This window comes from Pseudomonas syringae pv. tomato str. DC3000, assembly GCF_000007805.1.
Lineage (GTDB): Bacteria > Pseudomonadota > Gammaproteobacteria > Pseudomonadales > Pseudomonadaceae > Aquipseudomonas > Aquipseudomonas avellanae.
On record NC_004578.1, the window covers coordinates 378,595 to 398,104 of the forward strand.

Below are 19,510 nucleotides of genomic sequence, written 5' to 3' on the forward strand. Positions count from 1 at the left end.
GATGTTAGCGCTAACAACGATGGTTTGTCTGCTACTCGCCACCGCGAATGCCCGGACCCGGTTTAGCCAGCACGAACAGGCGCCAGTGCGCATCGCACTGTCGGATCAGGGCATATTTCAGGCAGGCACGCAGATGCACACAACACACGGGGATGGCGTCAAACACACACTTCTGGCGCAAGCCATCGACCAGGCTCATGTGGCGCGGGGGCGTCGCTATGGCTGGTTGTTGATGGGGCTGACGGCTTTGCCGTGGGTGCCGGCAATGGCCGCGACCGAGGCCGCGCAAAACCCTGAGACCGTAGCGCTGGAGTCGGTCACCGTGACGGCAACGCGCCGTGAAGAGTCGCTGCAAAAAGTCCCGGTCGCAGTCTCGGTGATTCAGGGCGAACAACTGGAGCGGGACAACCGCAACGGCGTGGCCAGTATCGTGCAGCAAGTGCCGTCGCTGAACTTCCGCACCGGCGCCTCCAACAAGGACACCTCGCTGTTCATTCGCGGTGTCGGCACCATTTCCACTTCGCCGGGCGTCGAACCGACCGTGGCGACCGTGATTGATGGCGTAGTGTATGCGCGTCCGGGTCAGGCCACGCTGGACATGCTCGACCTTGAACGCATCGAAGTGCTGCGCGGCCCGCAAGGCACGCTGTTCGGCAAGAATGCGTCGGCCGGTGTGCTCAACGTCACCACCAAGGCACCGACCGAAGAGACCCACGGTTATATCGATCAGTCGTATTACAGCGGCAATGAAAGCCGCACCCGTTTCGGCATCGGTGGCAGTCTTATACCGCAGACCCTCAGGGGCTCGATCACCACGCTGTTCGGCAGCTACGACGGCAACGTCGACAACAAGCTCAACGGTCAGGAAGTCAACGGTTACAACCGCAAGGGCGCGCGCGGCAAGCTGGAGTTCACGCCCAACGACGACATCACGCTTACCCTCGCAGCAGACTACATGCAGTCCCATGATGACGCGCCCAACGGCGTGGTCAGCAAGGCGCTGACCCCGGCGTTCGCCAGTGCGCTGTCACCGGTGCGCGCCGACAGCGACAACCGCAACGTGCTCAGCGATTACCGCAGCCACGTCGAAGACGTCAACAAAGGCTTGTCCGGTCAGCTTGACTGGCAACTGGGCGATTACACCCTGACCTCCATCACCGCCTGGCGCGGCTGGGACAACACCCAGTATCAGGATGGCGACCGTCTCGGCACCGTCACTGCTGCCTTCCCCGGCACCGAAGACAAGGGCGATCTGGCGTTCAACCAGTATTCTCAGGAGCTGCGTCTGGCGTCGCCAAAGGGCCAGTTTGTCGAGTACGTCGGCGGGCTGTTCTACATGCACGGCAAGAGTGACGAAACCTATCAGCGCACGCTGCTCACCCCGACCACGCAAAACCGTGGCATCGCCGATTACAGCACCACCACCGACAGCTATTCGGTGTTTGGCGAAACCACCTTCAATTTCACGCCGGATTTGCGCGCGATTGCGGGGGCGCGCTGGACCCACGACGATCTGGAATACGACCATCGCCGCGTTTCGACATCGGCTCAGCGGCATTCAGCCTGCAACCAGCAGTTCCGGGTCGGTGGACGAGGACGGCAAGTCCGGGCGGCTGGGTCTGCAATATGACCTGAGCGACAGCGTGATGACCTACATCACCTACTCGCGCGGCTACAAAGGCCCGGCCTACAACGTGTTCTTCAACATGCAGCCGCGTGACACCGAAGCCCTTAAGCCGGAAACCTCAAACACCTGGGAAGTGGGCGTCAAAGCCACCACCTGGAACAATCGCCTGACCACCAACCTGGCGGTGTTCCACAGCGATTACGACAACTATCAGGCGAACTTCTTCGACAGCGTGGCCGGGCATGTCGTGACGCGCCTGATTAACGCAGGCAGTGTCAGCACCGAAGGCGTCGAGCTGGATTACGCCTTGCAGGCCACTGGGAACCTGAAATTCTCCGGTGCGCTGTCCTACACCAAGGCGCGCATTGACACCTTCGCCTGCCCGGCCGGTGCAGCGGCGTCGTGCAACGTCGATGGCAAAACCCTGCCTTACAGCCCGGACTGGAAAAGCTACGTGCGCGCCGATTACACCATCCCGCTGGACAACGGCCTGGACATCGAACTGGGCACCGATTACAGCTGGCAGAGCGAAATGCAGTACGACATCAGCCAGAACCCGGACACCAGGCAGGGTGCGTACGGCATCTGGAACGCCAGCGTGGCACTGGCCGATTACAACAGCGGCTGGCGCGTGGCACTGCTTGGCAAGAACCTGGCAGACAAGTCTTATTCGCCGATGCTGGCAACCGGCGGCAACTACGTTTACCGATCCGTGCCGCGTGATGACGAACGTTATTTCGGCGTGCAGCTGCGCAAGGATTTTTGAGTCGCTGCCCGCAGCAACACAGTAAGGAGTGAGGCATGAGCACGACTGCTCGACAGATGAAACTGGGCGCTTTCCTGATGGCCACCGGGCACCACGTTGCAGCCTGGCGCCACCCGGATGTGCCTGCGGATGCGGGGCTGGATTTCAAGCACTACCGGCATTTGGCCCAGGTCGCTGAAGCGGCGAAATTCGATACGTTGTTTGTGGCCGACAGTGTGGCGGCGGCGACCGGTGACATCGCCAGTCGCATGGCCCGCTCGGATCATTTCGAGCCACTGACGCTGCTCTCGGCGCTGAGCGCGGTGACCGATCACATCGGCCTGATCGCGACGGCAACCACCACCTACAACGAGCCGTATCACGTGGCCCGCAAGTTCGCCTCGCTGGATCACCTGTCGGGCGGCCGGGCGGGCTGGAATCTGGTGACGTCGGACGCCGCCGCCGAGGCGCAGAATTTCGGTCGCGCCGAGCATGTCGGCCATGCCGAGCGTTACAGCCGAGCGCGTGAGTTTCATCAGGTAGTGACCGGCCTGTGGGACAGCTGGACAGACGACGCCTTCACCCGTGACAAGGCCAGCGGCCAGTATTACGACCCGGCCAACGTGCATGTGCTGGATCACGTGGGCGAGCATTTCAGCGTCAAAGGCCCGCTGAACGTGGCGCGTTCGCCGCAGGGTCAGCCGGTGGTGGTGCAGGCCGGTTCCTCGGAAGTCGGCCGCGACCTTGCGGCGCAGACGGCAGAGGTGGTGTTCACCGCGCAGACCTCGCTGGCCAGTGCTCAGGCGTTTTATGCCGACATCAAGGGACGCTTGAGCGCTTACGGGCGAGACGCAGATTCGCTGAAAGTCATGCCCGGCGTGTTCATCGTCGTGGCAGAAACCGAAGCGCTGGCGAAACAGAAGTTCGAGTCGTTTCAGGACCTGGTCGAACCGCAGGTGGGTGTTGCTCCGTTGGGCCGGATGCTGGGTAACTTCGACCTGTCCGGCTACCCGCTGGACGGCCCGTTGCCGGAACTGCCACTGACCGACAGCGGCCAGCGCAGTCGGCAAAAGCTGCTGACTGAACTGGCCGACCAGGAAAACCTGACCCTGGCGCAACTGGGGCGGCGGATTGCCGGTGGGCGAGGGCACTACAGCCTGATAGGCACGCCTGTGCAGATCGCCGATGAGCTGCAAATCTGGTTCGAACAAGGCGCGGCGGACGGCTTCAATGTGCTGGTGCCGCATCTGCCGGGCGGTCTGGAAGACGTCGCACAGTTGCTGGTGCCGGAGTTGCAGCGGCGCGGGTTGTTTCGTACTGAATATGAAGGCACCACGTTGCGCGAAAACCTGGGCTTGCAGCGGCCTGCTTATGGATTTTGATATTTCCCGCATGCAAGCCCTGGAGGACTCAGAAAACGGCGCGCTCAGGCTTCTGCCCGCAGGGCGTTGTGGGAGCGGATTTTTTACAACACAGAGACTGGGCATAGACCACTGAATTAAAGGATTAACCATGAAATCATTCACTTTCATCGCCGCCATTCTGGCTTTCAGCGGCTTGCTCAATACCGCCTCTGCCGACGAGCCTGACGCCTTGCGCATCGGCTACCAGAAAGGCTCGATCACTCTGGTGCTGGCCAAGGAGCACGGCCTGTTGGAGAAGCGCTTTGCTGCCACAAAAATCAAATGGATCGAGTTTCCGGCCGGGCCGCAGATGCTTGAGGCGTTGAATATCGGCAGCCTGGACATCGCTTCGACCGGCGACATTCCGCCGATCTTCGCTCAGGTGGCAGGTGCAGACCTGGTCTACATCGGCGCGGAGCCCGCCAAGCCGCAGGCGGAAACCCTGCTGGTGCGCAACGAAAGCCCGCTGCACAGCGTGGCAGAGCTGAAAGGCCGCAAAGTCGCGCTCCAGAAAGGCTCCAGCGCGCACAACGTGGTGCTGCGTGTGCTGAACAAGGCAGGGCTGGCGTTCAAGGATATTCAGCCGATCTACCTGACCCCGGCCGATGCCCGTGCCGCGTTTGAAAACGGTAGCGTCGATGCCTGGGCGATCTGGGACCCGTACTACTCCATCGCCCTGAACGAAGGCCACAGCCGCCTGTTGGCCAACGGTGAAGGGCTCGGGCTGTCGGGGCCGTTCTACACCGCACGCCGGGAATTCGCCGAGAAAAACGGCGCGTTCGTCCAGCAGATCCTCGACGAACTGACGACGGCCGATGAACTGACTCGCACGCAACGCGCAGAGAGCATCCAGATCCTGGCGCGCAGCATGGGCTTGTCCGAAGCGGTCATCACTCAGTATCTTGACCATCGACCTGCATCACCCAGCTTGCCGATCACGCCTGAAATCGTGCGTGCGCAGCAAGCGACCGCCGATCTGTTTTACGACAACCACTTGATACCCAAGCGGGTCGACATTCAGCAGGCTGTCTGGCAAAAGCCATGATTCCTGCGCGGCGAGCAGACGCTTCAAGCTCGCGAGCGCACCGCGACACGCCTCGAATATCCCGCAGACAAGAGAGGATTCAATGACCTATATCGCTGCCGAAAATCGTTACAAAGACATGCCGTATCGCCGTACCGGCCGCAGCGGGCTGGTGCTTCCGGCACTGTCGTTGGGCTTGTGGCACAACTTCGGTGACAGCACGCCGATCGACACTCAGCGCGCCATGCTGCGCACCGCGTTCGATCTGGGTATCAACCATTTCGACCTGGCTAACAACTATGGCCCGCCCTACGGCAGCGCCGAGATCAACTTTGGTCGTTTGCTGCGTGAAGACTTCAAGCGCTACCGCGACGAGCTGATCATCTCCAGCAAGGCTGGCTGGGACATGTGGCCGGGGCCTTACGGGCAGGGCGGTGGCTCGCGCAAATACGTGCTGGCCAGCCTTGATCAGAGCCTGCAACGCATGGGGCTGGATTACGTCGATATTTTCTACTCGCACCGCTTCGACCCGGACACTCCGCTGGAAGAAACCGCCAGCGCGCTGGCCACTGCGGTGCAGCAGGGCAAAGCGCTTTACATCGGCATCTCGTCGTATTCCGGGGCCAAGACCCGTGAAATAGCCGCGCTGCTCAAAGAGTGGAAAGTGCCGTTGCTGATTCACCAGCCGGCTTACAACCTGCTCAACCGTTGGGTCGAGAAAGACCTGCTTGATGCGACCGAAGAACTGGGTGCTGGCGTGATTGCCTTCACTGCGTTGGCTCAGGGGTTGCTATCGGACAAGTATTTGAACGGCGTGCCCAAGGACGCACGGGTCAATCGTCCGGGCGGTGGCTCGCTGCAGGCTTCGCACTTGTCCGAGCAGAACATCGCCCACGTGCGCGCCCTCAATGAAATTGCCCAGCGTCGCGGTCAAAGCCTGGCACAAATGGCCCTGGCCTGGACCCTGCGAGACCCGCGCGTAACCTCAGCGTTGATCGGCGCGAGCCGTCCGGAGCAGATCATCGAAAACGTTGGCGCTCTGCAGAACCTGGCGTTCAGCAGCGAAGAACTGGCCGAGATCGACAGCTTTGCGGTGGAAGGCGGGATCAATCTGTGGGAAAAGCCATCTCTGGCTGAGTAATGCGCGTGCCAATAAGTCCAGAAGAGTCAGGCACGCGGTGCTGACCATCGTTCCCACCGCGTGGGAACGCAGTTCTGGACGCTCTGCGTCCTGCCTTGAATAGTAGGCGCGGCGCAGAGTGTTTCGAAATGCATGCCAATGCGGAGCATTGGCACCCACGACCATCATATAACCACTCAGCCCTCATCAGCCTCGTCGTCATCCCCGCCATCGACTTTCATGCCCAGTTCCTTGATCTTGCGGGTCAAGGTGTTGCGGCCCCATCCCAGCAGCACAGCAGCGTCGCGGCGGCGACCGGCGGTGTGTTTGAGGGCGGTTTCGATCATGATCCGCTCGAAGGTCGGCACCGCGCTGTCCAGCAGGCTGGACTGACCGCGCGACAACGCCTGATCGGCCCACTGACGCAGCGCCTGTTCCCAGTTGGTAACCGGTGCGGCGTCTTGCGGCAGGCTGAGCAGTTCCGGCGGCAGGTCGCTGATGTGCACTTCACGGCCCGAGGCCATGACGGTGATCCAGCGGCAAGTGTTTTCCAGCTGTCGAACGTTGCCCGGCCATGGCAGATGCTTGAGGTATTCCTCGGTCTCGGCCTTGAGCAGCTTGGGTTCGACCGCCAGTTCCTGTGCGGCGCGGCTCAGGAAGTGTTTGGCCAGGGTCGGGATGTCTTCGCGACGGTCCGACATGCGCGGGATATGAATACGGATCACGTTCAGACGGTGAAACAAGTCCTCACGAAATTTCCCGGCCTGCACCAGGGTTTCCAGGTTCTGGTGAGTCGCGGCAATGATCCGCACATCGACTTTGACCGGCGTGTGCCCGCCAACCCGATAAAATTCGCCATCGGCCAGCACGCGCAGCAGGCGGGTCTGGGTGTCGGCCGGCATGTCGCCGATTTCATCGAGAAACAGCGTGCCGCCATCAGCCTGTTCAAAGCGACCGCGACGCAGGTTGGCCGCGCCGGTGAAGGCACCTTTCTCGTGACCGAACAGCTCTGATTCCATCAAATCCTTCGGAATCGCCGCCATGTTCAGCGCAATAAACGGCGAAGCCGAGCGTGGGCTGTGGCGGTGCAGGGCGTGAGCGACCAGTTCTTTACCGGTACCCGATTCGCCGTTGATCAACACGGTGATGTTGGAGTGGCTCAGACGCCCGATGGCGCGAAACACTTCCTGCATCGCTGGCGCTTCGCCAATGATTTCAGGGGTGCGGGTCAGCGTGGGTGCGACGTCCAGGCCTTGCTGTTCCTGAGCGTGCTGATTGGCGCGCTTGACCAGCGAGACAGCTTCGTCAACGTCGAATGGCTTGGGCAGGTACTCGAAAGCACCACCCTGATACGACGCCACAGCGCTGTCCAGGTCTGAATGGGCGGTCATGATGATCACCGGCAGACGTGGATGCTGCTCGCGAATCCGCGCCAGCAGGTCCAGACCACTGGCACCGGGCATGCGAATGTCGGAAATGATCACGTCCGGTTGCTGGCGGGCCAGACGGCTCATCACCCCGTCGGCGCTGTCGAAGCTTTGTGTGGTCATGCCTTCCTGTTGCAAGGCTTTTTCCAGTACCCAGCGGATCGAACGATCGTCGTCTACGATCCAGACAGTTTCACTACGGCTCATGTCGAAGCTGCTCCTTGTTCCAGCGGCAGGAAGATCGAGAACGTGGTGTGGCCGGGATGGCTGTCACACTCGATCAGGCCCTGGTGCTGGCTGATGATGTTCTGGGTAATGGCGAGACCGAGCCCTGTGCCGTCCGGGCGACCACTGACCATCGGATAGAAAATGGTTTCCTGAAGCTCGGCCGGGATGCCCGGGCCGTTGTCGATAATTTCGATCTTGCTCACCAGTCGGTGGCGCACATGCCCGATGGTGAACTGGCGCATGGCGCGGGTTCTCATGGTGATCCGGCCCAGACGCAGTTCGTTCTGGCCGCTGATGGCCTGCATGGCGTTACGCACGATATTGAGCACCGCCTGGATCATCTGCTCGCGGTCGATCAAAACGTCGGGAATGCTGGGGTCATAGTCACGCACCAACGTGATGCAGCCCCGGCTCTCGGCCTCCACCAGGCTGCACACCCGTTCAAGCACTTCGTGCACGTTGGTCATCGCCAGCGACGGCAGCTTGTTGGAGCCCAGCATGCGGTCAACCAGATTACGCAGGCGGTCGGCCTCTTCGATGATGACGTTGGTGTAATCCTTGAGGCTTTCTTCGGGCAGTTCGCGGGCCAGCAATTGCGCAGCGCCGCGAATGCCGCCGAGCGGATTCTTTATTTCGTGAGCCAGGCCGCGCACCAGCATCTTGGTGGTTTCCTGTTTGGACAGCTGGGCTTCTTCCTTGGTGATGCGCAACAGCCGGTCACGGGGATGCACTTCAAGCAGCAGCAGGGTATCGCCCTTGCTGAGGATGGGCGTCACGGCATAGTCGACAGTCAATGTCTGACCGGTCAGTGCGGTGAGCATCGCTTCGCGCTTGGTGAACGGGTGTGCCTGTTCCACTGCCTGACGCAGCGAACTCAGTGCCTCAGCCGACTCGGTGAACAGCTCGCTGATGAATTGCCCATGGCTACGCTGCCCGCTGATGGCCAGGAGCATTTCCGCTGCCGGGTTCATGTACTCAAGTCGCAGGTCGGCGTTGAGCAGAATGGTGGCAGTGGTCAGGTTATCCAGTAACAGTCTGTGCAGCGCGTCGCTGATAGTCATGAATCGTATTGACCTCTTTTGGCACATTGCAGTCGCGCAATGCTGGTGCTGGCAGGCCTGCGCCAGCAGGAGCAAAGCCACCCATACGGTGCTGTATCAGTGAAGTTGCAAAAAACAAACCAAGGCTCCGAAAAGAAGCGCTTTATCTGCAAAAGCGGATCGTTTTTGGCGAACGTGCCCGCATACGGCGCTCTCTCAAGCGCAATCCTGAACCAAATTGGGCTGTATTGTTGCGTATGCGTTCAATGTGTGCACCAAAAAGGTGCTATCGGTTCTAGAGGGATCAGAAGAAAGGCAGGATGCTGCTTTTGGGCTCGGGCTTGTCCTTGAGTGGGCATTCTGGACGCACCCCGTAGTCCTCGTCCTTGCACGGATGGGTCGCGCGTTTTTGCGACAGAGAAATACGCTGCAGATGAAACGGCTGGTTCGGGGTCTTTTCCAGAACGCGACCCATCTCGTCGAAAATCTCGACCGACAGCTGATGCGTGCCACGATCCACATTGCTCAGCGGGAACACCGGGCTGCGTCCGGCCTGGCCGACGGCAACACCATCGAGCAGCAGCCGATAGCTGTGGCCCGGTTGCAACACCGGTTCGCTGGTGACGGTCACGATCAGGTCGCCACTGGGATTGACCAGCGTGGCGTCGGGCTCGGGTACCAGAATTCTCAGCAACTGATAGTGAAACATCGGCTGCACGGCGGGGCTTGCGGGGTGCGCCTTCAAGGTTTTGGTCGGCGGTGTGCCGGTCATATTGTTGCTGGGCGGGATGTCCACGCGTTTGGCATTCTTGTGCGGCTGGTCGGTAAACACCCGATTACCCTGCGCATCGATGTAGGTGTAAACGTCGGCAGCGGCGGGCAGCGCCATCAGCAGCAGCCAGCAGACCAGCGCGCTGCGTATTCGGTGTCTGTTCATGGTTTGCCGAGGTGCACGCGCTGTATGGTCAGGGTGATGGTCTCGCTCTGCTGAACGATCCGTTCGCCGTCCTTCACCACCACCGCAAAGCTGTGCTCGCCGCGGTCTGCATTGACCACCTGAAAGCGCGGCAGATTGGAGGGCTGCCCGTACAGATTGCCGTCCAGCAGCAGTTGCAGGCGATGGTTCTGTTGCAGGCGCGGCTGAACCTTCACACCGATGATGAACGTGCCATTGTTGGCGCGTAAGGCCTCGTCGGTGGGCAGATCGGTCAGCTCCAGCACGTCGTAGCGGGTTAGGGGTTGTGACTGCTGCTGCGCCGGCTCGGGCGCGTTTTGCGGCGCACTGTTCACGGCCGGTCTGGCAGGCGTCTGCTTTTCGATGCTGTTGAGCGGCGGCAGCTCGACCACTTCGGTTTTGGTGCCGTTGGGTGGCTGATTGCTGAATGCCGTGTTGCCATTCGCATCGGTGTATTTATAGATCTGCGCCAGGGCAGGCAGGCTGATCAACAGCAGCAGGCAAATCAGGCTTTGACGCATGAGACTCTCGACAGCAATGGCACAAGTGGCCGTCAGCATAGAACACATCGCCCCATGCTGCGCTATCCGCCTGATGTCTCAGCGTTTTGCCGCACAAAGATCAGCGGTGGCCAAGACCAGCGCCTGATCATGAATGGCGTCGGTCTGGTAGCGCTTCAGCGCGGCATCCAGCTGGACCTTGCAGTCCTCGCTCTTGCGCAGTGGCTGGAAGGCGGCGTACGCCTGCAGCAACTGGGTTTGCAGCCGGTCGAGTTTCGGGCGGATGTCGTCTACCAGGCTCAGTCTGGGTGTGTCAGGGGCTTTGCCCGCTGCATGCCATTGGGCAAGCAGTGAGTTCTGTACTTGCTTGTTGGCCTCGATCTGCGCGCGGAACAGGCGTTGAACATCGTCGGGGTTCAGCTTGAACTCGTCAGCGCGTGCCTGCGCGGCGCTGATGACTTGCTGTTCGCGGGGCGGGTCTTCGACGGCTTTGCCGCTGTCCCATTTACTCAGGGCAACCTGATCGGCGATGGTCAGACGCTCGCTGATCGCTTGCAACAATGGCTCGATAGCCGAAGGCTTCTGCTCGGCAGCGAAAGCGAAGCAGGAAGACATACACGTCAGGGTCAGCAGGGAAGTGGCGAGAAGCAGGCGCATTGCGGTCCATCTCGGGTTATTGAGGAGACGCAGATTTAACGCCAAGTGCCTGGTCAGGGCCAGCCTTACGGGGTGAATAAAACTTCACCCCGCAAAATCCGGGCGAAAAGAGACCTCCCGAACAGACTGTGTGAAAACACACTGATGAAGGCCCAAGCAAACGCCCCGACTTGTTCGGGGCGTTTTGTTTTGTATTGGCAGCAGACGAAAAAATGACCGCTCAGCCCATCAAAGCCATCAGATGGCGCACACCGAGCACTTTAATCGCTCGTTTCAGGTTATAAGCATTCACCGCCAAGGCCATTTCAGCTTTTGTCCCCTCCAGTTGTCGCAGCAAGAAACGGCCATTACCAAATAGCCATTGCTTGAGGTTGCCGAAGGGGTGCTCAACGATGGATCTTCGGTTGGCCATCATCTCAGGATGCGCCTGCATTCTTTGCTCCATCCGCTCGAAAGCCTCTTCATGGGCATGTCGTGAGACATAACGGCGCTGGGCTCGAGTGCATTGCGTTTTCAGCGCGCAGTTGGCGCAGTCATCGACCTCAGCCTGATAGATCCGATCACCTTTGTTGTGCTGTTTTAGCGTTAACCATTTGCCTGCCGGACACTGGAAACGATCGTGTCCGGCCTCATAGATAAAGTCTTTTCGCTCAAAGAGCTGCTCTTCATGACTGCCAGGGTTTTTCGAACGATTGGGCGGTACATAGGCCGTAATCGAAGCATCCTCGCAGGCCTGAAACTGCTTGCCATTGGAGTAGCCGGCATCGGCAGTGACCGTCAGCTCATCTTGCTGTAACTCTGCTTTGGCGGCCTTGGCCATCGGCTCCAGTTGCTTTCGGTCATCGCCATCCTGGGTGACCTCATGATGCAAAATCAGGCAATGCTCGGCGTCCACGACGGTTTGCACGTTGTAGGCCACACGTGGCCCTTTGGCCGTGCGCATCATTCGGGCATCGCTTTCATGAGTGTTGAACTGCTCGATGCCCATCGAACGCATCAGTGCCTGGCAACTCTGATTATCCTGTTGTCGAGCCTCAAGCTGTGCCAGTGCTGCTTTGATTGCGCTGCGATCAATTGAATCTGTGGTTTCAGCCTTGTCGGCCTCATCCAGCTCGGCCAGATACTGAGCGATGCGCTTATCCAGTTTTTCTTCCTGGCGCTTGAGCTGCTTCAAATTCACATGACGCCGTGAGGAGGCGACCGCCTGAAACTTGCTGCCGTCGATGGCCACCAATTCACCGGCGATCAAGCCTGCTGTGCGACAAAATCGAACGAAAGCACGGCAGGTCGCGATGAAGGCGGGTTTATTGTTCTTGCGAAAGTCGGCGATGGTCTTGAAGTCGGGCTTGAGCCGGTTGATCAGCCACATCACTTCGATGTTGCGCTGACACTCGGCTTCAAGACGTCGCGATGAGCGAATCCGCTGAAAATAGCCGTAGAGGTAGAGTCTTAGCTGATCGGCGGGATCATAAGCAGGGCGCCCCGTGCTTTTTGGAATCGCTTTATCGAAGCCCAGTTGCACCAGATCGAGCTTGGCAACGTACAGGTCAATGACACGAACGAGGTGATCCTCGGGGATCAACTCTTCCAGCGAGACCGGGAATAGGCTGGTCTGGCTGCGGGACTCACCTTGGATGTAGGCCATAACGAAAAATGCTCTGTATCTTTCGATACGGAGCATTTTCTTTGAGCGCTGCGCAGATTGCTAGGTTTTCACACAGTCTGCGAAGGAGGTCTCTTGTTACGCCATCAATGCTGGCGCGGCTGGATCAGCAGCTGTAGTAAAGCTCGTATTCCAGTGGGTGCACGAAGGTGCGAACGCGGATTTCTTCTTCGCTTTTCAGTGCGATGTAAGCGTCGATGAAGTCGTCGCTGAATACGCCGCCTTTGGTCAGGAACGCACGGCCCTTGTCCAGTTCTTCCAGCGCTTCTTTCAGGCTGCCGCAAACCTGTGGGATCTCTTTGGCCTCTTCAGGCGGCAGGTCATACAGGTTTTTGTCAGCTGCGTCGCCAGGGTGGATCTTGTTCTGGATGCCGTCCAGGCCAGCCATCAACAGAGCCGCGAAGGCCAGGTACGGGTTGGCTGCCGGATCCGGGAAGCGTGCTTCGATACGACGGCCGCGTGGGCTGTTGACGTAAGGAATACGGATCGAGGCAGAGCGGTTACGTGCCGAGTAGGCCAGCATGACCGGGGCTTCGAAGCCTGGAACCAGACGCTTGTAGGAGTTGGTTGCCGGGTTGGTGAAGCCGTTCAGGGCTTTACCGTGCTTGATGATGCCGCCGATGAAGTACAGCGCGATGTCGGACAGGCCGGCATAGCCTTCACCTGCGAAGGTGTTTTTGCCATCTTTGGCGATGGACATGTGCACGTGCATGCCCGAACCGTTGTCACCGTACAGAGGCTTTGGCATGAAGGTCGCAGTGCGGCCATAAGCGTCAGCAACGTTGTGAACAACGTACTTCAGGGTCTGAACTTCGTCAGCCTTCTTGACCAGCGTATTGAACTTCACGCCGATTTCGTTCTGGCCAGCGGTCGCCACTTCGTGGTGGTGAACTTCAACGGTCTGGCCCATTTCTTCCAGAGCATTGCACATGGCGGTACGGATTTCGTGGTCATGGTCAAACGGCGGAACCGGGAAGTAACCACCTTTGATGCCAGGGCGGTGGCCTTTGTTGCCGCCTTCCACATCCTGGTCGGACATCCACGAACCTTGTTCAGAGTAGATCTTGAACATGGAACCGGAGATGTCGGATTTGAATTTCACTTCGTCGAAGATGAAGAATTCTGGCTCCGGACCTGCGAATACGGTGTCACCGATACCGGTGGACTTCAGGTATTCCTCGGCGCGACGAGCAATGGCGCGTGGGTCACGGTCGTAACCTTGCATGGTCGACGGTTCGATGATGTCGCACACCAGAATCAGGGTCGGCTCTTCGGTGAACGGATCCAGAACTGCGGTTTCGTCGTCCGGCAGCAGGATCATGTCGGAGGCTTCGATGCCTTTCCAGCCAGAGATGGAGGAGCCGTCGAACATCTTGCCGACTTCGAAGAAGTCGTCTTCCAGCGCATCGCGAGCTGGCATGGTCACGTGGTGCTGCGTACCTTTAGTGTCCGTGAAGCGCAGATCAATCCACTTAACGTCATGATCTTTGATGAGTTGAACCGACTTCGACATGGTGTCCTCCGGGTGGCTAAGGACCGCCTTCTATAGGCTGGGTCCCTTGAATTTGGGTGATGCCGGCGCGAGTATTCTGCCAAGGCAACCTGCCTCACAAGGGAGCAATTTGCATGCCAGTGCCCCGAGTTGGGTTTTTTGCTTCAAAAGCCGGCTTTCAGGGGATGAAAACGCGTCTTCCGGGAAAATCACGCACCGTTATGGCGCTGTCATTTGTTGTGCTGACTCTTTTTGGTGCGTCGACGATTGCGTGTACGATAACTGGTTAAACGTTGAGCAATTTCCGCTATAATCCGCGCCCCCCTTTTTCAGTCGGCACCTCACGCTCTGTTTCCATGAAACTAATCGTTAAAGTTTTCCCAGAAATCACCATCAAAAGCCCGCCGGTGCGCAAGAAATTCATCCGGCAGCTGGGCAAGAACATTCGTACCGTGCTCCGTGAACTGGACGCGGACATTGTCGTGGGTGGCGTATGGGACAACCTTGAGGTCGAAACCCGTCTGACCGACCCCAAAGTGCTGCAGGGCATAAGGGACCGGCTTAGCTGCATGCCGGGGATTGCCAACTTTCTGCAGGTGGCCGAGTACCCGCTGGGCGACATGGATGACGTGGTCGCCAAGTGCAAACTGCACTACGCCGATCTGTTGCCGGGCACGATGTTTTCAGTGCGCTGCAAACGCGCCGGTCGTCACGATTTCAGCTCGATGGACGTCGAAAAATACGTCGGCAGCCAGTTGCGCATGCAATGCGGCGCGGCCGGGATCGAGCTGAAAAAGCCCGATCTGGTCGTGCGGATGGAAATTCGCGACCAACGGTTGTTTGTTGTTCATGACCAGCACAAGGGCATGGGCGGCTATCCTTTGGGCGCGCTGGAGCAGACCCTGGTATTGATGTCCGGCGGGTTCGATTCGACCGTTGCGGCCTACCAGATCATGCGCCGCGGCCTTATGGCGCACTTCTGCTTCTTCAATCTGGGCGGTCGTGCCCATGAACTGGGCGTGATGGAAGTCGCGCATTTCATCTGGAAGAAGTACGGCAGTTCGCAGCGTGTGCTGTTTGTCAGCGTGCCTTTCGAGGAAGTTCTCGGAGAAATTCTGCAGAAAGTCGATAACAGTCATATGGGTGTAGTTTTGAAGCGTATGATGTTACGCGCTGCATCCGCTGTGGCTGATCGTCTCGAAATCGACGTGCTGGTGACGGGCGAAGCGATTTCACAGGTTGCCAGCCAGACACTGCCGAACCTGTCGCTGATCGACGCGGCCACCGACAAACTGGTGTTGCGACCGCTGGTTGCAACCCACAAGCAGGACATCGTGGACCTGGCGACTGAAATCGGCACTGCCGATTTTGCCCGGCACATGCCCGAGTATTGCGGGGTGATTTCGGTCAACCCGAAGACCAACGCCAAGCGAAATCGCGTTGAGTACGAAGAACAACAGTTCGACATGGCGATTCTCGAGCAGGCGCTCGAGCGCGCCAAGCTGGTTTCGATCGATCGGGTCATCGACGATCTGAGCCGCAATATCGACATCGAAGAAGTCAGCCAGGCGCTGGCCGGCCAGGTCATCATCGACATCCGTCACCCGGATGCCCAGGAAGACCAGCCGCTGCAAGTGCCCGGCGTGGAGATACAGACGTTGCCGTTCTACGCACTGAACAGCCGTTTCAAGGCACTGGATGACACGCGCCAGTACCTTTTGTATTGCGACAAAGGCGTCATGAGTCGCCTGCATGCTCACCATTTGCTCAGTGAGGGGCATGCCAATGTGCGCGTTTATCGACCGAGCTAAGTGCCCGGGGCTGTTTGCCTGTGGCTTGCGTCACCGGCCCCCCGACACCAGTCGTCATGCCGTAACGGCTTTTGCCGACTCGAAATAGTAATCGCTGCCTGTAAACAGGCAGCAGACCGAATCCTCTGATCGAGATACACAAGTGATCGAAAATCTACGCAACATCGCCATCATTGCTCACGTTGACCATGGTAAGACCACCCTGGTAGACAAACTCCTGCGTCAATCCGGCACTCTGGAGCGCGGCGAGCTCAACGATGAGCGCGTGATGGACTCCAACGACCAGGAAAAAGAGCGCGGTATTACCATTCTCGCGAAGAACACCGCGATCAACTGGAATGGCTACCACATCAACATCGTGGACACCCCGGGCCACGCCGACTTCGGTGGTGAAGTAGAGCGCGTGATGTCGATGGTTGACTCCGTACTGCTGCTGGTCGATGCCCAGGACGGCCCTATGCCGCAAACCCGCTTTGTGACCAAGAAGGCTTTCGAAGCCGGCCTGCGTCCAATCGTGGTCATCAACAAGGTTGACCGTCCAGGCGCGCGTCCGGACTGGGTTCTGGATCAGATCTTCGACCTGTTCGACAACCTGGGTGCTACCGAAGAACAGCTGGACTTCAAAGTCGTCTACGCCTCTGCCCTGAACGGCATTGCCGGTCTGGACCACACCGAAATGGCTGAAGACATGACCCCGCTGTATCAGTCCATCGTCGACAACGTTCCGGCACCTGCCGTTGACCGTGACGGCCCGTTCCAGATGCAAATCTCGGCACTGGACTACAACAGCTTCCTGGGCATCATCGGCGTTGGCCGTATTGCTCGCGGCAAGGTCAAGCCAAACACCCAGGTTGTGGCTATCGACGCCAACGGCAAGCGCCGTAACGGTCGTATCCTGAAACTGATGGGTCACCACGGTCTGCACCGTGTAGACGTCGAAGAAGCAGCTGCCGGCGACATCGTCTGCATCAGCGGCTTCGAAGAGCTGTTCATCTCCGACACCCTGTGCGACCCACAGAACGTTGAAGCGATGAAGCCGCTGACCGTTGACGAACCTACCGTTTCCATGACGTTCCAGGTAAACGACTCGCCTTTCTGCGGTAAAGAAGGCAAGTTCGTCACCAGCCGTAACATCAAGGAACGTCTGGACAAAGAACTGCTGTACAACGTTGCCCTGCGCGTTGAAGAAGGCGACACCGCCGACAAGTTCAAGGTCTCCGGCCGTGGTGAGCTGCACCTCTCGGTACTGATCGAAACCATGCGTCGCGAAGGCTTCGAAATGGGTGTTGGTCGTCCTGAAGTGATCATCCGCATGGTTGATGGCGTCAAGCACGAACCGTTCGAGAACGTCACCATCGACCTGCCGGAAGAATCCCAGGGTTCCATCATGGAACAGATCGGTATCCGTAAGGGCGACCTGACCAACATGGTTCCGGATGGCAAGGGCCGTGTTCGTCTTGAATACAACATCCCTGCTCGTGGCCTGATCGGTTTCCGTAACGAATTCCTGACCCTGACTTCCGGCGCAGGCATTCTGACCAGCATCTTCGACCGTTACGACGTGATGAAGTCTGGCGACATGTCCGGCCGTCAGAACGGCGTTCTGGTTTCGGTTGCTACCGGCAAGGCACTGACCTACTCCCTGGAAACACTGCAAGCCCGTGGCAAGCTGTTCCTGGGTCATGGCGAAGATGTGTACGAAGGTCAGATCGTCGGCATCAACAGCCGCGACAACGACCTGGGTGTAAACCCAACCAAGGGCAAGAAGCTCGACAACATGCGTGCTTCCGGTAAAGACGAAACCATCGCTCTGGTTCCGCCTATCCGCTTCACTCTGGAACAAGCGCTGGAATTCGTACAAGAAGACGAACTCTGCGAAGTGACTCCAAAGTCGATCCGCCTGCGTAAGAAAATCCTTGGCGAAAGCGAGCGTACCCGCGCTGCCAAGAAGTCGGGCAACTGAGTGATCAGTTAGTCGGCTAGACACAAAAAACCCGGTCGCGAGACCGGGTTTTTTTATGCCTGCCATTTGTGGCCTCTGGCATCAGCCAGTGCAGCCACCTCTACTTTGAGCGACCGCCCACGGGGGCCAGCAGCAACTCGATGCGCTGCTTGCGAATGCCGTCGGCTGCGGCTTCAGCCAAGGCTGCGTCGCTGATGATGGTGTCGAACTGATCCAGCCCGGCCACCTTGTACATGCCGAAGGTGCCGTATTTGGAGCTGGTGGCGACCAAAACCGTTTGCGAGGCTGATTGCATGGCGGCCTGCTTGACCTCGACTTTCAAGGCCGACGGCGTCGTGGTACCGCGCTGCAAGTCCCACGAGCTGGTAGACATGAACGCCACGTCGGTGGCCAATTGCCGCAACGTCGCTGCAGCCAGCCCACCGACGCTGGAGCGATTGGGGTGATCGAGCAGCCCGCCGGTGTGAATCACATCCACATGCGCAGCATCGGCCAGTGCGTTGACCACGCCGAAATCATTGGTCACCACGGTCATGCCTGACAGCGCGATAATGTGCGGCACGATTTCCAGCGTGCTGGTGCCTGCGTCCAGGTAAATCGTCATGTCCGGGTGCAGCAAACCTGCTGCCAGCCGCGCCATGCCTTGCTTGTGCGGCAGTTCTACCACGGCTTTGGACTGATGGCTGGGCTCGCTGTGCACCTGGCTGGCGATGCGCACGCCACCGGTGACCGAATAGGCCCGGCCTTCCTGCTCCAGCTGAGCGATGTCGCGGCGGATGGTCATGTGCGAGCAGTCGAACATCTCCATTAACTGATGAACGCTGAGTACCTGATGCTTGCGCAACTGACGCAGCATCAGCTCCCGGCGCTGATCGGGGATCATAGGTGTACCGCCAGAAATGGCGATCTCCTCTTCAGTGGACATTCGTGCTCCTTGATGAGCCGCCAAGACAACAGGCGGTCCGCGCATCTTAGCCAATCGCCTCGGCAATGGAAGCGGCGACTGGGCTTTTTGCGCGGTTCGGCTCATCTCGGCAGCCCGTTTACCTCAGCTCATCCAGTTGCCACCATCGACGTTGTAAGTCTGCGCCACCACGTATTCACTGTCGGTCGAGGCGAGAAAGATAGCCATGCCGGTCAGGTCATCCGCGGTGCCCATGCGTCCGTAGGGTACCTGCTCGCCGACCAGTTTCTTTTTCTCGCCCCGCGGGCGGTTTTCATAGCGGGCGAACATCGCGTCCACGCCATCCCAGTGCTCGCCATCGACTACGCCAGGGGCGATGGCATTCACATTGATACCGTGCCTGATGAGGTCCAGCCCGGCCGATTGCGTCAGGCTGATCACCGCAGCCTTGGTCGCGCAATACACCGCCACCAACGCTTCACCACGCCGGCCGGCCTGGCTGGCCATGTTGATGATCTTGCCGCCGTGGCCCTGAGCAATCATCTGCTTTGCCGCTGCCTGCAAGGTGAACAGCGTGCCCGCGACATTGATCGAAAACAGCCGCTCGTAGCTGTCACGCGTGATATCCACAATCGGTGCAAGATCGAACAGCGCCGCGTTATTGATCAGGATATCCAGCTTGCCGGTCTGCGCCACCACGGCGGCGATGGCCTGATCGATGGACGCCTGATCCGTCACGTCCATGCTGACCGCATAAGCGTTCGGCCCCAGTTCGATTGCTGTGGCTTGTGCACGCTCAAGATTGATATCGGCAATGGCCACGCTGGCCCCTTCGCGGATGTAAGCCTGCGCAAAAGACCGCCCAATGCCCCGCGCCGATCCGGTGATCAGCGCGCTTTTACCTTCAAGTCGTTTCATGGGTTCATCATCCGTCCAATAAGTGTGAGAACT

The 19,510-nt window shown here is 59.0% G+C and carries 14 protein-coding genes and 1 pseudogene; 6 read left to right on the forward strand and 9 right to left on the reverse strand.

All coding sequences use genetic code 11. The features are described 5' to 3' along the window. Positions 1-85: 85 nt before the first annotated feature. The 4 genes and pseudogenes from PSPTO_RS01845 to mgrA all read left to right on the forward strand — a co-directional run bounded on the left by PSPTO_RS01845 (position 86) and on the right by mgrA (position 5,940). A pseudogene (locus PSPTO_RS01845) lies at positions 86-2,393 on the forward strand (TonB-dependent receptor). 35 nt (positions 2,394-2,428) lie between these two features. Beyond that, a complete protein-coding gene (locus tag PSPTO_RS01850) occupies positions 2,429-3,754 on the forward strand; it encodes an LLM class flavin-dependent oxidoreductase (protein WP_011103108.1) in 1,326 nt (441 codons plus the stop codon). A 130-nt stretch (positions 3,755-3,884) separates the two neighbouring features. Further along, entirely contained in the window at positions 3,885-4,820 is a 936-nt protein-coding gene (locus PSPTO_RS01855; RefSeq protein ID WP_011103109.1) for a sulfonate ABC transporter substrate-binding protein, read from the forward strand. Positions 4,821-4,902: 82 nt separating this feature from the next. Continuing rightward, complete coding sequence (mgrA, locus tag PSPTO_RS01860; protein ID WP_011103110.1) at positions 4,903-5,940, forward strand: L-glyceraldehyde 3-phosphate reductase; 1,038 nt, start codon at positions 4,903-4,905, stop codon at positions 5,938-5,940. A 176-nt stretch (positions 5,941-6,116) separates the two neighbouring features. Here the strand turns inward: mgrA and ntrC are convergent, their stop codons facing one another. From ntrC to glnA, 7 genes are all read right to left on the reverse strand, one after another. Continuing rightward, positions 6,117-7,553 (reverse strand): nitrogen regulation protein NR(I), encoded by a 1,437-nt coding sequence (gene ntrC / locus PSPTO_RS01865; RefSeq protein WP_002555721.1) that lies wholly within the window; start codon positions 7,551-7,553, stop codon positions 6,117-6,119. After that, the gene (gene glnL / locus PSPTO_RS01870) at positions 7,550-8,635 is read right to left on the reverse strand and encodes a nitrogen regulation protein NR(II) (RefSeq protein ID WP_011103111.1); all 1,086 of its coding nucleotides are present in this window, start codon (positions 8,633-8,635) and stop codon (positions 7,550-7,552) included. Before glnL ends, ntrC begins: the two co-directional genes overlap by 4 nt. A 283-nt stretch (positions 8,636-8,918) precedes the next feature. After that, the gene (locus PSPTO_RS01875; RefSeq protein WP_011103113.1) at positions 8,919-9,551 is read right to left on the reverse strand and encodes a DUF4124 domain-containing protein; all 633 of its coding nucleotides are present in this window, start codon (positions 9,549-9,551) and stop codon (positions 8,919-8,921) included. Further along, positions 9,548-10,090, reverse strand: coding sequence for a DUF4124 domain-containing protein (locus PSPTO_RS01880; protein ID WP_011103114.1), 543 nt, complete (start codon positions 10,088-10,090; stop codon positions 9,548-9,550). The genes PSPTO_RS01875 and PSPTO_RS01880 overlap by 4 nt, the downstream gene beginning before the upstream one ends. A 78-nt stretch (positions 10,091-10,168) precedes the next feature. Next, a complete protein-coding gene (locus PSPTO_RS01885; protein ID WP_011103115.1) occupies positions 10,169-10,726 on the reverse strand; it encodes a chorismate mutase in 558 nt (185 codons plus the stop codon). 220 nt (positions 10,727-10,946) lie between these two features. Then, entirely contained in the window at positions 10,947-12,371 is a 1,425-nt protein-coding gene (locus tag PSPTO_RS01890) for an IS1182-like element ISPsy6 family transposase (RefSeq protein WP_164923171.1), read from the reverse strand. A 124-nt stretch (positions 12,372-12,495) separates the two neighbouring features. Further along, positions 12,496-13,902 carry a glutamate--ammonia ligase gene (glnA, locus tag PSPTO_RS01895; protein ID WP_005763515.1) on the reverse strand — a complete coding sequence of 469 codons (1,407 nt, stop codon included), beginning with the start codon at positions 13,900-13,902 and terminating at the stop codon, positions 12,496-12,498. 335 nt (positions 13,903-14,237) lie between these two features. On the opposite strand from glnA, the gene thiI reads away from it, so the two are divergent. Beyond that, positions 14,238-15,692 carry a tRNA uracil 4-sulfurtransferase ThiI gene (thiI, locus tag PSPTO_RS01900; RefSeq protein ID WP_003380207.1) on the forward strand — a complete coding sequence of 485 codons (1,455 nt, stop codon included), beginning with the start codon at positions 14,238-14,240 and terminating at the stop codon, positions 15,690-15,692. A gap of 142 nt (positions 15,693-15,834) precedes the next feature. Next, on the forward strand, positions 15,835-17,655 hold the full coding sequence (typA, locus tag PSPTO_RS01905; RefSeq protein WP_005737390.1) for a translational GTPase TypA: 1,821 nt from the start codon (positions 15,835-15,837) through the stop codon (positions 17,653-17,655). Between the two features lie 100 nt (positions 17,656-17,755). Here the strand turns inward: typA and PSPTO_RS01910 are convergent, their stop codons facing one another. Together PSPTO_RS01910 and PSPTO_RS01915 are read right to left on the reverse strand one after the other, a co-directional pair. Further along, positions 17,756-18,580 (reverse strand): DeoR/GlpR family DNA-binding transcription regulator, encoded by an 825-nt coding sequence (locus PSPTO_RS01910; protein WP_005737391.1) that lies wholly within the window; start codon positions 18,578-18,580, stop codon positions 17,756-17,758. A gap of 123 nt (positions 18,581-18,703) precedes the next feature. Further along, positions 18,704-19,477, reverse strand: a complete 774-nt coding sequence (locus PSPTO_RS01915; RefSeq protein WP_011103118.1) for an L-iditol 2-dehydrogenase — start codon at positions 19,475-19,477, stop codon at positions 18,704-18,706. Between the last annotated feature and the right edge of the window lie 33 nt (positions 19,478-19,510).

Excerpts from the sequence above, each read along its gene's own strand:
- PSPTO_RS01850 (WP_011103108.1), top strand. The coding sequence starts at position 2,429 with ATGAGCACGACTGCTCGACAGATGAAACTGGGCGCTTTCCTGATGGCC.
- PSPTO_RS01855 (WP_011103109.1), top strand. The coding sequence starts at position 3,885 with ATGAAATCATTCACTTTCATCGCCGCCATTCTGGCTTTCAGCGGCTTG.
- mgrA (WP_011103110.1), top strand. The coding sequence starts at position 4,903 with ATGACCTATATCGCTGCCGAAAATCGTTACAAAGACATGCCGTATCGC.
- ntrC (WP_002555721.1), bottom strand. The coding sequence starts at position 7,553 with ATGAGCCGTAGTGAAACTGTCTGGATCGTAGACGACGATCGTTCGATC.
- glnL (WP_011103111.1), bottom strand. The coding sequence starts at position 8,635 with ATGACTATCAGCGACGCGCTGCACAGACTGTTACTGGATAACCTGACC.
- PSPTO_RS01875 (WP_011103113.1), bottom strand. The coding sequence starts at position 9,551 with ATGAACAGACACCGAATACGCAGCGCGCTGGTCTGCTGGCTGCTGCTG.
- PSPTO_RS01880 (WP_011103114.1), bottom strand. The coding sequence starts at position 10,090 with ATGCGTCAAAGCCTGATTTGCCTGCTGCTGTTGATCAGCCTGCCTGCC.
- PSPTO_RS01885 (WP_011103115.1), bottom strand. The coding sequence starts at position 10,726 with ATGCGCCTGCTTCTCGCCACTTCCCTGCTGACCCTGACGTGTATGTCT.
- PSPTO_RS01890 (WP_164923171.1), bottom strand. The coding sequence starts at position 12,371 with ATGGCCTACATCCAAGGTGAGTCCCGCAGCCAGACCAGCCTATTCCCG.
- glnA (WP_005763515.1), bottom strand. The coding sequence starts at position 13,902 with ATGTCGAAGTCGGTTCAACTCATCAAAGATCATGACGTTAAGTGGATT.
- thiI (WP_003380207.1), top strand. The coding sequence starts at position 14,238 with ATGAAACTAATCGTTAAAGTTTTCCCAGAAATCACCATCAAAAGCCCG.
- PSPTO_RS01910 (WP_005737391.1), bottom strand. The coding sequence starts at position 18,580 with ATGTCCACTGAAGAGGAGATCGCCATTTCTGGCGGTACACCTATGATC.
- PSPTO_RS01915 (WP_011103118.1), bottom strand. The coding sequence starts at position 19,477 with ATGAAACGACTTGAAGGTAAAAGCGCGCTGATCACCGGATCGGCGCGG.